We start from the raw sequence: 12545 nt of genomic DNA, 5'->3' as shown, positions 1-12545 counted from the left end.
GAGACGGGGTATCAACAAACTTGGCGTTGATTTTTGGCACGCTGTTGAGTTCTCAAGGAACGGACGCTTCCTTCGTACTCACCCGAGAAACTCTCTCAGGCTTTCCTCCGGGCTTTTTCCCTTCGGTCTTGCGTTTCCGACTCTATCAGACCGTTTCCGGTTCCGATTCCCTGTCGGCGGGATTCGCCTCTTGGCCTTTGCCGCTTTCGCGTCCCGGCCTTTCGACATTCACTACGTTAACCGATTCCCTCCGCAACTCATAATCGAGTTCCGAGAGTTCGAATTCAGGCATGCGGGCACGCCGAAATTCGCCCCTGTCGAGGGGAGTCGTAGGTAGTGGGTTGGCCACTCTCGGCTGCTGGCTGAACGCCGTAACCGGTTCAAGCGGCTCGGGCTACATTACGGACCCCCCAGAGGCGAGTCAAGTTCGGGGGCGGCGGGGGGTATGAGCCCTATAAGGGCTCACCGTCGGGTCGTTGGCGATCCAATAGCGCCACGGGTGCACTCCTCCGGCGCCGGCCACGCCGGTACGCGGGCCGCTGCGTACCTGGTCGGGGCGGACAGCGGTGCCTGCCAGGAGGGTTAGCGGGGTGGCGTCGGGGGCACAGGCATCGGCGCCGTCGAGAGTGCGGTCGACGTCCAGGGCCGTGGCCAGGCGTGCGGGCCCTTTGGCCAGTTCCTTGTCGTTTCGGGCCGAGAGTCGACGTTTGCGTGCGAGTTCGGCGCCCTCGGTGACCTCGCCGGCCCGGAGCAGGACCCCGCAGGGCACGCCCTCCGGACCGCACACCAGGTTCATGCAGTGCCACATGCCGTAGGTGAAGTAGACGTACACGTGTCCGGGTGGCCCGAACATCACGTCGTTGCGGGCTGTCCGGCCGCGATAGGCGTGGGAGCCGGGGTCGTTCGGGCCGTCGTACGCCTCGACCTCTGTGAGGCGGAGCTCGATCGGGCCGTCCGGTGTGCTGCGTACGAGGACGCGCCCCAGGAGGTCGGGGGCGACTTCCAGTACAGGGCGGTCGAAGAACTCGCGGGTGAGAGGCGTACGGTCAGGGGCCGTGATCATGGCGTACGAGCGTAGTCCAGACGGGTGCGTGTCGCGGGGTGGTCAGGGGGCGTCCCCCTTGGAAGGGTGAGGACGCGGAACCGGCGGCGGCCGGATCGCGTTTGTAGGGATCAAGGGATCCGGACAGACATGCGGACACAGACAGCACAGGCGTTGCGTTGCCTGGGGAGGAAGTGACATGGGGTTCAAGCGGCTGCTTGCGAGCCTGGGAGCCGGTGGGGCTTCGGTCGAGACGGTGTTGACGGAGGTCAACACCGTTCCGGGCGGCGTCGTCCAGGGTGAGGTGCGGATCCAGGGCGGGTCCGTGAACCAGGCGATCGAGGGTCTGTCGGTCGGTCTTCAGGCCAAGGTCGAGGTCGAGGGCCAGGACCAGGAGTACAAGCAGGACGTCGAGTTCGCCAAGCTGCGGCTCGGTGGGGCCTTCGAGCTGCAGGCGGGCGGGGTGCACTCGGTCCCCTTCGGGCTGGAGATCCCGTGGGAGACGCCGATCACGATGATCGACGGTCAGGCACTGCGCGGGATGAACATCGGTGTGACCACCGAGCTCCAGATCGCGCGTGCCATCGACTCGGGCGACCTGGACCCGATCAGCGTGCATCCGCTGCCGGCGCAGCAGGCGATCCTGAACGCGTTCATCCAGCTGGGCTTCCGCTTCAAGAACGCGGACCTGGAGCGCGGTCACATCCGGGGTACGCGGCAGAAGCTGCCCTTCTACCAGGAGATCGAGTTCTTCCCGCCGTCTCAGTACCGCGGGCTGAACCAGGTAGAGCTGAGCTTCGTCGCGGACGACCGCGAGATGGACGTCATCCTGGAGATGGACAAGAAGCCGGGCCTCTTCAGTGAGGGCAGCGACTCGTTCCGCTCGTTCCAGGTCGGGCTGCAGGACTACCAGAGCACGGACTGGGCGGCATACCTGAACCAGTGGCTGTCGGAGGTCGGCAGCAAGCGCAGCTGGTTCTAGGCTCGGCCCGGAACCGTCACCACCGATCAGGAGGTACCGAGGTGACCGAGCCCAAGCGGCGGCCACTCCCCCACGACTTCCATCCGCCCGTGCCCGCGTTCGCGGTCACGAGTGATGACGTCGAGCCGGGTGCGACGCTCAAGGACGCTCAGGTCTACGCGGCGGGGAACACCTCGCCGCAGCTGCGGTGGGAGGGCTTCCCGCCGGAGACCAAGAGCTTCGCCGTGACCTGCTACGACCCGGACGCGCCCACCGGGAGCGGGTTCTGGCACTGGACGGTGTTCGACATTCCGGCCTCGGTCACCGAGCTGCCGACGGGTGCGGGCACCGGAAAGTTCGAGGGACTGCCCGAGGGGTCCGTCCAGGTGCGCAACGACTACGGGTCCAGGGACTTCGGCGGCGCCGCGCCGCCGGCCGGGGATCCGGCGCACCGGTACGTGTTCACGGTGTACGCCGTGGACGCGGAGAAGCTCGGTCCGGACGCCGACGCGTCTCCCGCGTTCGTGGGCTTCAATCTGCGGTTCCACACCCTGGCACGAGCCCAGCTGATCGGTGAGTACGCGGCACCCGCGGACAGCTGAGGGTTCACGGAACGTTTGCCCGCCCCTGGTCTTGGAAGTGATCAGGGGCGGGCAGTTTTTATTGCGTTGTCCATCTCGGCGTGCCCGGCCAGAGTTGATCCAAGCCCGCCGCGGTGTGGGCCGGTGCGCACAGGAGGTGGGCGGGATGCGGGACACGCTGGTACTGAACGCGAGCTTTGAGCCGCTGTCGACGGTGACGTTGAACCGAGCCGTCGTTCTGGTGCTCCAGGACAAGGCTGTCGTGGAGCAGGCCCACCCCGAACTCCGTATGCGCGGAGCCGCACTCGACATACCCGTGCCCCGGGTGATCAGGCTCTGCCGCTACGTGAGGGTGCCGTTCCGAAGACAAGCTCCGTGGTCGAGGCGCGGTGTGCTGATCCGCGACCGGCACAGGTGCGCGTACTGCGGCAGGCGGGCGACGACCGTGGACCACGTGGTGCCGCGGGCGCAGGGCGGTCAGGACTCCTGGCTGAACACGGTCGCCTCCTGCTCGGAGGACAACCACCGCAAGGCCGCGCGTACTCCGGAGCAGGCCGGTATGCCGCTGCTCAGGCAGCCGTTCGAGCCGACGCCCGCGGACGCGATGCTGCTGGCGCTGGGCCGGGACGACTTCGACGCGCTGCCCCAGTGGCTGGTGCAGCCGGCCGCGTAGTCCGTCGTATGTGACTGGGGCCCGCCTTCTGGTGAAGGCGGGCCCCAGTCACATACGACGCGCGTTCGTCAGTCGGTGACGGACGGCTTCTCGCGGCGCTCGGTGCCACCGCCGCCCGAATTGCCGCCCATCGGGCCGAAGTTGCCCATGGCGCCGCTCAGTCCCTTGAGGGCGTCGCCGATCTCGCTGGGCACGATCCAGAGCTTGTTGGCGTCGCCCTCGGCGATCTTCGGGAGCATCTGGAGGTACTGGTAGGCGAGGAGCTTCTGGTCGGCGTCTCCGGCGTGGATGGACTCGAAGACCGTACGGATGGCCTGGGCCTCGCCCTCGGCGCGCAGGGCGGCGGCCTTGGCCTCACCTTCGGCGCGCAGGATCGCGGACTGCTTCTCACCTTCGGCGGTGAGGATCGCGGACTGCCGGATACCTTCGGCGGTGAGGATCGCGGCGCGCTTGTCGCGGTCGGCGCGCATCTGCTTCTCCATCGAGTCCTGGATGGAGGTCGGCGGCTCGATCGCCTTGAGCTCGACGCGGTTGACGCGGATGCCCCACTTGCCGGTGGCCTCGTCGAGGACGCCGCGCAGAGCCGCGTTGATCTCCTCGCGGGAGGTCAGGGTCCGCTCCAGGTCCATGCCACCGATGATGTTGCGCAGGGTGGTGACGGTGAGCTGCTCGATCGCCTGGATGTAACTGGCGACCTCGTACGTCGCGGCGCGGGCGTCGGTCACCTGGTAGTAGATGACGGTGTCGATGTTGACGACCAGGTTGTCCTGGGTGATCACCGGCTGCGGCGGGAACGGTACGACCTGTTCACGCAGGTCGATGCGGTTGCGGATCGAGTCGATGAACGGGACGACGATGTTCAGTCCGGCGTTCAGTGTCCGCGTGTAGCGGCCGAAACGCTCGACGATGGCCGCGCTGGCCTGTGGGATCACCTGGATGGTCTTGATCAGGGCGATGAAGACCAACACCACCAGAATGATCAGGACGATGATGATCGGTTCCATCGTTGCTCCCCGTACCCTTCTCCGCTCGGTAATTCCTGAAGATCTTATGGTTGTTGAAGATCTTGCTGGACGAGTGTGACAGACAGTCGTCTGTGCTGTGGGGCGTTCGGTTCACTTGCGTCGTGCGAGGTCACATGACGATCGCCGTGGCCCCTTCGATATCCACGACGTCCACCGCCTGGCCCACCTCGTAGGCCTGTCCGCCGTCGAGGGCGCGGGCCGACCAGATCTCTCCGGCGAGCTTGATCCGGCCGCCGCCCGAGGCGTCGACGCGCTCCAGCACCACCGCCTGCTTGCCCTTCAAGGCTTCGATGCCCGTGGCGAGTTGGGGCCGCTGTGAGCGGTGCCGGGTCGCGATCGGGCGTACGACGGCGAGCAGCGCGACCGACACGGCGGCGAAGACGACGACCTGGAGTACGACACCGCCTCCGAGGCCCGCTGTGACCGATCCCGCGACGGCGCCCACCGCGAGCATCCCGAACTCCGGCATGGCGGTCACGACGAGAGGAATACCGAGCCCGGCGGCGGCGATCAGCCACCACACCCATGCGTTGATGTCGTCCACGTGGTCATGGTATGACCGCGGGTCCCGTCGCGGACAGGGCGCCGATCAGGTTGGAGCCGCTTCTTGCCGGGGAGTTCGGCACGTTTGCGCGGTCAGGACATGGGCAGGCCCTGCGCGGTCCAGCGCTCGCCGACCTGCTCGACGACGAGCGGGAGGCCGAAGCAGAGGGAGAGGTTGCGCGAGGTGAGTTCGAGTTCCAGGGGGCCGGCGGCGAGCACCTTGCCCTGACGGATCATCAGGACGTGGGTGAAGCCCGGGGCGATCTCCTCGACGTGGTGCGTGACCATGATCATGGAGGGGGCGATCGGGTCGCGGGCGAGACGGCCGAGGCGGCGGACGAGGTCCTCGCGTCCGCCGAGGTCGAGGCCCGCGGCGGGCTCGTCCAGGAGCAGCAGCTCGGGGTCGGTCATCAGGGCGCGGGCGATGAGGGTGCGCTTGCGCTCGCCCTCGGAGAGGGTGCCGAACCTGCGGTCGAGGTAGTCGCTCATGCCGAGGCGGTCGAGGAAGGCGCGGGCGCGCTGCTCGTCGATGTCCTCGTAGTCCTCGTGCCAGCCGGCGGTCATGCCGTACGCGGCCGTGAGTACGGTCTGGAGGACGGTCTGGCGCTTGGGGAGCTTCTCCGCCATGGCGATGCCGGCCACGCCGATGCGCGGGCGCAGCTCGAAGACGTCGACCTTGCCGAGGGTCTCGCCGAGGATGGTGGCGGTGCCCTGGCTGGGGAAGAGGTAGCTGGAGGCGAGGTTCAGGAGGGTCGTCTTCCCGGCGCCGTTGGGGCCGAGGATGACCCAGCGCTCGCCTTCCTTGACCGACCAGGAGACCTGGTCCACCAGAGCCCGGCCCTCCCGGACCACGGATACGTCCTCCAGCTCCAGTACATCGCTCATGAGCGCGTTGTCTCCCATTGCAGTCTCGGCCGTCGCTTACGTCTGTGGACGCAGCCCCCAGGGAAAACCTACGCCACCGGTCGGCCGCTCCATCCCATCGGCCGGTCCTTAGGGTGGGGGCATGCTCTCGGAACCACGCTCAGGACGGTTGGCCTCATGGGGAAACGCCCTTTTGGCCGGACTTGTTTCGCCGGATGACGCGGTCCTCGCCATCGTCGGGGAGGACGCGGTGCACCGGGTCGAGGGGCTGCCGGGCGAGGCGGGGCCGGTCGGCCTGACGCTCGCCCTCGGCCGGCTGCGCGCGCTCGGGGTGACCGGGCTGCGGGTCGCGCTGCCAGCGCCGGGGCATCCGCTCGGGCTCAGCGGACCGCCGGATTTCAACGCGCGCGCCCTCGACGCCGAGGAGGCCGTCGTCTGCCACGGGGTGGCGCTCGGACTCGTGCCCGAGGTGTACGAGGCCGGGCCCGACGGCGATGTCCATGTCGAGGTGGTCTGGCACTGCCTCGCCGTACGGGAGGCGCCGCCGGCCGACGTGCCCTCGCTCGGGGAGGCCGAGCGGGAGCTGGCGGAGGCGTTGCGGGACGCCACGGAGGTGCTGTCGCGGCTCGATGTGGCCGGGTCGGGGCCGGTCGCCGAGGCGGCGGTCGAGGCGTACCGGGCTCGGGCGGAGCGGGGGCGGGAGGTGTTGGCTCCCGGGTATCCGCCGCGTGCGGTGCGGGTGTTGGAGCTTGCTCAGCGGGTGGGGCTGCTGGTGGCCGTCGCGTACGAGAACGGGCACGGTGGGGCGGTGAGTGCGTCGGAGATGGCGGCTCGGGCGGGGGCGTTGCGGCCGGTGGAGCGGACTGCGCGGCGGGCGCAGGTGGCGGCGTACAACGCGTTCGTGGAGGAGCGGGAGCGGGGGGTTCGCTGACGGGGGTGGGCCTGCGGGGTTTTTCGCCCCCTCCGCCCCTGCCCGTCCCTTGTTTCTGGGGGCTGCGCCCCCAGACCCCCCTTTCGCGCTTCGCGCTCGTCCTCAAACGCCGGACGGGCTGAAAAGCGACGAGAGCCCCGTCGACCGTCTTTGGTCGCGGGGCTCTTGTGCGGTGGGGGTGACGTCAGTCGTTGACGCCCGTGTTGCCGAACGCCGGGTTCAGCAGGCCGATAACGTTCACGCTGTTGCCGACCGCGTTCACGGGGACGTGGATGGGCAGCTGAGCGATGTTGCCGGAGGCGACGCCCGGCGACTTCACGGCCGCGGCCTCGGCACCCGCGTCGGCGACAGCGGCACCGGCGGAGGCACCGGCGGCGATACCGGCGACGGTGAGGGCCACGGCGGCCTTCTTGGTGATGTTCATGGGAAGTGTTCCTCCTGCGTTTGCGGATCCGACCCGGCCGCGGGTCGTACGCTGAGCAACGCCTGGAACATCGTTACGGCACGGGGGGCTTCGGCGAAGTGCCCGTTCGGCCCATTCGTCGGACGAACGGACAACCCGACCAACCTCCCGGGGGCACCCGGGAGGTTGGTGGTCATGATCCGTCCGGCAGGGACCTCAGTGGTTGAGGCCGAGGTTGCCGAAGGCCGGGTTGAGAACGCCGATGACGTTCACGCTGTTGCCGACCGCGTTCACGGGGATGTGGATCGGGGCCTGGATGGTGTTGCCCGAGATGACGCCCGGCGAGCCCACGGCCTTGCCGTCCGCGTGCGAGCCGCCGTCCGTGGCGGAGGCGAAACCGGCACCGGCGGCGACGAGGCCACCCGCCACCATCGTGACAGCAGCGGCCTTCTTCAGGTTCTTCACTTCTGAGCCCTCCTCGCGATCACTGCGGCAATTCGCCGCAGCACGCACTGGAGAACGGCCGGGATCCCCAGAGGTTGCGCCATTTGGGGGACATACACCCGACGGTATGAATCTCAGCCCGGAGTGGAACCCTCCGAATTGCCGCTCACCCCGCCGCACCATGCCGTACGGCCCACAGCGCCGCCTGGGTACGGTCGGACAGGTCCAGTTTCATCAGGATGTTCGAGACATGGGTCTTGACGGTCTTCTCGGAGAGGACGAGCGCGCGGGCGATCTCGCGGTTGGAGCGGCCGTCCGCGATCAGGCCGAGCACCTCACGCTCCCGCTCGGTGAGAGAGCCGCCTCTGCCCTGACCGGAGTTGACCTCGTCCTGGGACAGCAGGACACCGGCCACCTCGGGCTGGAGCAGGACGTGCCCGGCGTGCACGGAGCGGATGGCGCAGGCGAGCGCGTCGGGGTCGACGTCCTTGTACACGTAACCGGCGGCGCCCGCGCGCAGGGCCGGCACGACCGTACGCTTCTCGGTGAAGCTGGTGACGATCAACACGCGCGCGGGGTTGGTGAGTTCGCGGAGCTTGCGCAGCGCGTCGATGCCGTCCATGCCCGGCATCCTGACGTCCATGAGGACCACGTCGGGCTTCAGCTCCTCGGCGCGGGCCACCCCTTCGGCGCCGTCCGACGCCTCTCCCACCACCTCGATGTCGTCCTGGATCTCCAGGAACGTACGCAGGCCCCGGCGGACGACCTGGTGGTCGTCGACGAGCAGCACCTTGATTGCGTCAGCCACCAGGGACCTCCATCTCGATCGTGGTGCCCTTGCCGGGCTCCGATTCGACGGTGAGCGTGCCGCCGACGCCGCTCGACCGGTCGCGCATCGAGACCAGGCCCAGGTGGCGGCCGGCCCGGCGGGTGGCGGTCGGCTCGAATCCGCTGCCGTCGTCGGTGACGCGCAGGACGGCGCCCTGGCCGTGCCGCTCCAGGGTGACGTCGACCTGGACCGCGCCGGAATGCCGCAGGGCGTTGTGCAGGGCTTCCTGGGCGACGCGCAGCACGGCCTCCTCCTGGGCGGCGGGCAGGGCCCGCACCCCGCAGCCGCTGAAGGTCACGCGCGCGGTGTGGGCGCGGTCCAGGACCTGGATGTGGGTGCGCAGGGTGGCGACCAGTCCGTCCTCGTCGAGGGCGGTGGGGCGCAGTTCGACCACGGCGGCGCGCAGTTCGTCGGCCGCCTCCGCGGCGAGCGCGGCCACCTGCTGGAGCTCGCCCTTGGCGCGCGTGGGGTCGCGGTCGACGAGGGCCGCGGCGGCCTGGGCGGTGAGGCGCAGGGAGAAGAGTTTCTGGCTGACGGCGTCGTGCAGTTCGTGGGCGAGGCGGGAGCGCTCCTCGGCGATGGTGAGCTCCCGGCTGCGCTCGTAGAGGCGGGCGTTCGTCAGGGCGATCGCCGCGTGCTGGGCGAGGATGGTCAGCAGTTCCTCGTCCTCCTCGGTGAAGCCGCAGCCGCTGTCCGGCTTCGGGCTCCGGGGGTCGGCGGGACGCTCCCCGGAAGGATGCAGTTTGTTGGCGAGGAACAGGGCACCGATGGTCTCGTCGCCGTCGCGGATCGGCAGGCCCAGGAAGTCGGACATGTCGGGGTGGGCGCCGGGCCAACCCTCGAACCGGGGGTCCTCCCGGACGTCGGCGAGGCGCTCGGGGCGGGCCTCGTGGAGCATCGCGGCGAGGATGCCGTGCTGCCGCGGGAGCGGGCCGATGGCCTTCCACTGGGCGTCGCTGATGCCGTCGACGACGAACTGGGCGAAGCCTCCGTGGTCGTCGGGGACCCCTAGCGCCGCGTACTGGGCGTCGAGCAGCTCGCGGGCCGAGGCGACGATCGTCTTCAGGACGTCGCGCACCTCCAGGTGTCTGCTCATGGCCAGCAACGCGGAGCTCACCGCGTACAGACCGGACCGGGGGCCTTCGCTCATGACCACAAGGTACCGGCGGGGTGTGACAACCCGTATCCGACCTGTGGCCGCCGCCGTCCGGTCCCTTGGGACTAGGGCGAAGGGCCCTTGATCTCTGGGGCCCGCGTCCGAGGCGGCCGGGGCGGCGCGGTTCCTACGTTGGGGACACCGCCGACCGAGGCGGTCGTGGACGAGGGGACGTGTGTCATGCCGGTGGCGATCATCACGGGGGCTTCGAAGGGGCTGGGACGGGCGCTCGGCGCGGCGCTGGCCGGGCGCGGCTGGGATCTGGTGCTCGACGCGAGGGCCGCGGGGCCGCTGGAGGAGACGGCGGTGGCGCTGTCCGCGTACGGGACGCGGGTGGAGGCGCTGCCCGGGGATGTCACCGACTCCGTGCACCGGGCCGGGCTGGTGGCGGCGGCCGGGAAGCTGGGTGGCGTCGACCTCCTGGTGAACAACGCGAGCGCGCTGGGCGCCGAACCGCTCGTACGTCTGGAGGGGCTGTCGCTGGACGGGCTGCGGCGGGCTCTGGAGGTCAACGTGGTGGCCGCGCTGGGCCTGGTCCAGGAGGCGCTGCCCCTGTTGCGGGCCGCGCCTGCGGGCTCGGTGATCGACGTCAGCTCGGACGCGGCCGCCGAGGCGTACGAGACGTGGGGCGGGTACGGGGCGTCGAAGGCCGCTCTCGACCAGTTGTCGGCGGTGCTGGCCGAGGAGGAGCCGGGCCTGCGTGTGTGGGCGGTCGATCCCGGTGACATGGGCACGGACCTGTACGCGGCGGCCGTGCCGGACGACGACGGTCCGCGCCCGGCGCCGGCCGAGGTGGTTCCGGCCTTCCTGCGGCTGCTCGACCGGCGTCCGCCCAGTGGCCGTTACGGTGCGCCGGCTCTGCTGGAGACGCGATGACGACCACGACGGGGGTCACCTCGGCGCGGATACCGGCCGAGCAGCGAGGGCCGGGGCTGGACCGGGACGCGGTGCGGCTGCTCGTCTCCCGGGGCACGGAGGTCTCGCACCACGCGTTCGCGGAGCTGCCGGGGCAGCTGCGGGCCGGGGACCTGCTGGTCGTCAACACCTCCCCGACGCTGGCCTCCGCCGTCGACGGGCGCGTCGGGCACGCGCGCGTGGTGGTGCATTTCTCCACGCGCGGGGACGACGGGCGGTGGGCCGTCGAGCTGCGGGATCCCGACGGAAAGGGCACCACGCGTGCGCGTGCGGGAGGACCGGCGGGGACGGAGGTGCGCCTTCCGGGGGGCGTACGCCTCGTACTGGAGGAGCCGCTGACCGCGCGCGGTCAGCGGCTGTGGTGGGGACGGCTGCCGGGCGCCGACGTCCTCGGGCTGCTGCGGCGGCACGGGCGGCCCATCCGCTACTCCTATACGGAGCGGGACCAGCCGCTGTCCGTCTACCAGACGGTGTTCGCGCTGCCGTCCGCCGACGGCTCGGGCAGTGCGGAGATGCCGAGTGCCGCGCGGCCCTTCACCGCGCGCCTGGTGACGGAGCTGGTGAGCCGGGGCGTTCAGTTCGCGCCGATCACCCTCCACACCGGGGTCGCGTCGGCGGAGGCGCACGAGCCGCCGTACCCGGAGAGGTACGAGGTGCCGGAGGTGTCGGCGCGGCTGGTCAACGCGGCGAAGGCGGGCGACGGCAGGGTCGTCGCGGTCGGTACGACGGCCGTACGCGCCGTCGAGTCCGCCGTGGGCGCCGACGGGGTGGTCCGGGCGCGGAAGGGCTGGACGGACCTCGTGGTGACCCCGGAGAGGGGCGTACGGGTCGTCGACGGGCTGCTGACGGGGCTGCACGAGCCGGAGGCCTCGCATCTGCTGATGCTGGAGGCGATCGCCGGAGGTGCCGCCGTGGACCGCGGGTACGAAGCGGCGCGGAGCGGGTGCTACCTCTGGCACGAGTTCGGGGACGTGCACCTCATCCTCCCGTAGGAGGCCCCTCACTCTGGGCATTGCTACCGCAACTCCTGGTGAGACCAGCCTGCGCCCGATGTGACGCCGCACATAGGGCACACATCACGTACGAAGGGGCATAGGAGATAAAGGGGACCTACGTGAGCGGGAAAGGCGTGCCAGTCTGTCCCGATTTGCCCCTCCGGGGTCCACTATCCGGCTTCGTACGTCACACCTTTGCCACAGGTTTTTGCGGCCGCTAAGAATGGCCTCCGTCGCTCAGCGCCGCGGGTTCCTACCCGGGGCGCCAGTTCCGGAAACACACTTTGTCCCCACCGGACCGGGAGCGACCTCCGCGCTATTCGAAGAGGTCCATCAGTGATGCCCAAGAACACCACCACTCCTGGCCATAGTCCCAAGCTGACCAAGGTCCACAAGTTCTCGATCGCCGGTGTCGCGACGCTCGGCGCCGCGGCCCTCGCGTTCTCGCTGGTGCCCGGCAACGGCGGGACCACCACGAGCGACGCCTCCGTCTCCTCGGCGAAGGTCGCCTACAGCGACCAGCAGATCAAGGACGTGAAGGCGAGCGTCACCGACCAGCTGGCCGGCGCCGACCTGAAGACCCAGGACATCGCGGCGAAGAAGAAGGCAGTCGCCGACGCGGCCGCCAAGAAGGCGGCCGACAAGAAGAAGGCCGCCGACACCGCGGCCAAGAAGAAGGCAGCCGCCGAGGCCGCCGCGAAGAAGAAGGCCTCGGAGGCCCGCGCGAAGAAGGCCGCGAGCCGCTCCAGCGTGCGCCCCCAGATCGAGACCGTCGCCGCGAAGACCTACGCGAACAACCTCGACGGCTGGATCCGCGAGTCCCTCGACATCATGGCGAAGAAGGGCATACCGGGTTCGTACAACGGTCTGTACCGCAACATCATGCGGGAGTCGACGGGCAACCCGAACGCCATCAACGGCTGGGACATCAACGCCCAGAACGGCGTCCCCTCGATCGGCCTGCTGCAGGTCATCAAGCCGACCTTCGACGCCTACCACGTCGCCGGTACGGCCTGGAGCCAGTACGACCCGGTCGCCAACATCACCGCCGCCGCCAACTACGCGGCCGACAGGTACGGCTCGATCGACAACGTCAACAGCGCGTACTGAGGCCGGGCGCGGAGCTCTGACACGTACGCCGAAGGGCGGCACCCCCGCGGGTGCCGCCCTTCAGTCCTGTCCG

Annotated in this window: 15 protein-coding genes; 7 read left to right on the top strand and 8 right to left on the bottom strand. The window is 69.7% G+C overall.

Annotated features, from left to right (window positions below; translation table 11 throughout):
* Positions 1-421 precede the first annotated feature (421 nt).
* Entirely contained in the window at positions 422-1063 is a 642-nt protein-coding gene (locus ACIP79_RS30015; protein ID WP_401228127.1) for a DNA-3-methyladenine glycosylase, read from the bottom strand.
* A 178-nt stretch (positions 1064-1241) separates the two neighbouring features.
* Here ACIP79_RS30015 and ACIP79_RS30010 point away from each other — a divergent pair, with 178 nt between their 5' ends.
* From ACIP79_RS30010 to ACIP79_RS30000, 3 genes are all read left to right on the top strand, one after another.
* A complete protein-coding gene (locus tag ACIP79_RS30010; RefSeq protein ID WP_401228125.1) occupies positions 1242-2024 on the top strand; it encodes a sporulation protein in 783 nt (260 codons plus the stop codon).
* A 41-nt stretch (positions 2025-2065) separates the two neighbouring features.
* Positions 2066-2605, top strand: coding sequence for a YbhB/YbcL family Raf kinase inhibitor-like protein (locus ACIP79_RS30005; RefSeq protein WP_401228124.1), 540 nt, complete (start codon positions 2066-2068; stop codon positions 2603-2605).
* A gap of 145 nt (positions 2606-2750) precedes the next feature.
* A complete protein-coding gene (locus ACIP79_RS30000; RefSeq protein ID WP_383688247.1) occupies positions 2751-3257 on the top strand; it encodes an HNH endonuclease in 507 nt (168 codons plus the stop codon).
* A gap of 68 nt (positions 3258-3325) precedes the next feature.
* Here ACIP79_RS30000 and ACIP79_RS29995 read toward each other — a convergent pair whose 3' ends face one another.
* The 3 genes from ACIP79_RS29995 to ACIP79_RS29985 form a co-directional block, all read right to left on the bottom strand.
* The gene (locus ACIP79_RS29995; RefSeq protein WP_326724043.1) at positions 3326-4261 is read right to left on the bottom strand and encodes an SPFH domain-containing protein; all 936 of its coding nucleotides are present in this window, start codon (positions 4259-4261) and stop codon (positions 3326-3328) included.
* Between the two features lie 130 nt (positions 4262-4391).
* Positions 4392-4826: an NfeD family protein gene (locus ACIP79_RS29990; protein ID WP_383688248.1), complete on the bottom strand. Its 435-nt coding sequence runs from the start codon at positions 4824-4826 to the stop codon at positions 4392-4394.
* 92 nt (positions 4827-4918) lie between these two features.
* Entirely contained in the window at positions 4919-5710 is a 792-nt protein-coding gene (locus tag ACIP79_RS29985; protein WP_362086294.1) for an ABC transporter ATP-binding protein, read from the bottom strand.
* 121 nt (positions 5711-5831) lie between these two features.
* Between ACIP79_RS29985 and ACIP79_RS29980 the strand changes: the two genes are divergently transcribed.
* The gene (locus tag ACIP79_RS29980) at positions 5832-6620 is read left to right on the top strand and encodes a hypothetical protein (RefSeq protein WP_383688249.1); all 789 of its coding nucleotides are present in this window, start codon (positions 5832-5834) and stop codon (positions 6618-6620) included.
* A 184-nt stretch (positions 6621-6804) separates the two neighbouring features.
* Here the strand turns inward: ACIP79_RS29980 and ACIP79_RS29975 are convergent, their stop codons facing one another.
* The 4 genes from ACIP79_RS29975 to ACIP79_RS29960 all read right to left on the bottom strand — a co-directional run bounded on the left by ACIP79_RS29975 (position 6805) and on the right by ACIP79_RS29960 (position 9446).
* Positions 6805-7044, bottom strand: coding sequence for a chaplin (locus ACIP79_RS29975; RefSeq protein WP_401228120.1), 240 nt, complete (start codon positions 7042-7044; stop codon positions 6805-6807).
* A gap of 195 nt (positions 7045-7239) precedes the next feature.
* Complete coding sequence (gene chpE / locus ACIP79_RS29970) at positions 7240-7488, bottom strand: chaplin ChpE (protein ID WP_383688461.1); 249 nt, start codon at positions 7486-7488, stop codon at positions 7240-7242.
* Between the two features lie 145 nt (positions 7489-7633).
* The gene (locus ACIP79_RS29965; RefSeq protein WP_401228118.1) at positions 7634-8275 is read right to left on the bottom strand and encodes a response regulator; all 642 of its coding nucleotides are present in this window, start codon (positions 8273-8275) and stop codon (positions 7634-7636) included.
* Complete coding sequence (locus ACIP79_RS29960) at positions 8268-9446, bottom strand: GAF domain-containing sensor histidine kinase (RefSeq protein WP_401228116.1); 1179 nt, start codon at positions 9444-9446, stop codon at positions 8268-8270. Before ACIP79_RS29960 ends, ACIP79_RS29965 begins: the two co-directional genes overlap by 8 nt.
* A gap of 186 nt (positions 9447-9632) precedes the next feature.
* Here ACIP79_RS29960 and ACIP79_RS29955 point away from each other — a divergent pair, with 186 nt between their 5' ends.
* The 3 genes from ACIP79_RS29955 to ACIP79_RS29945 all read left to right on the top strand — a co-directional run bounded on the left by ACIP79_RS29955 (position 9633) and on the right by ACIP79_RS29945 (position 12472).
* A complete protein-coding gene (locus ACIP79_RS29955; RefSeq protein ID WP_401228114.1) occupies positions 9633-10328 on the top strand; it encodes an SDR family NAD(P)-dependent oxidoreductase in 696 nt (231 codons plus the stop codon).
* Complete coding sequence (locus tag ACIP79_RS29950) at positions 10325-11359, top strand: S-adenosylmethionine:tRNA ribosyltransferase-isomerase (RefSeq protein WP_401228112.1); 1035 nt, start codon at positions 10325-10327, stop codon at positions 11357-11359. Before ACIP79_RS29955 ends, ACIP79_RS29950 begins: the two co-directional genes overlap by 4 nt.
* A 342-nt stretch (positions 11360-11701) precedes the next feature.
* On the top strand, positions 11702-12472 hold the full coding sequence (locus tag ACIP79_RS29945) for a transglycosylase SLT domain-containing protein (RefSeq protein ID WP_401228110.1): 771 nt from the start codon (positions 11702-11704) through the stop codon (positions 12470-12472).
* The last annotated feature ends 73 nt before the right edge of the window (positions 12473-12545 follow it).

The organism is Streptomyces sp. NPDC088747 (assembly GCF_044751025.1).
GTDB lineage: Bacteria > Actinomycetota > Actinomycetes > Streptomycetales > Streptomycetaceae > Streptomyces.
Note: the sequence above shows the minus strand (reverse complement) of the source record. Positions and strands in the feature narration are given on the sequence as shown.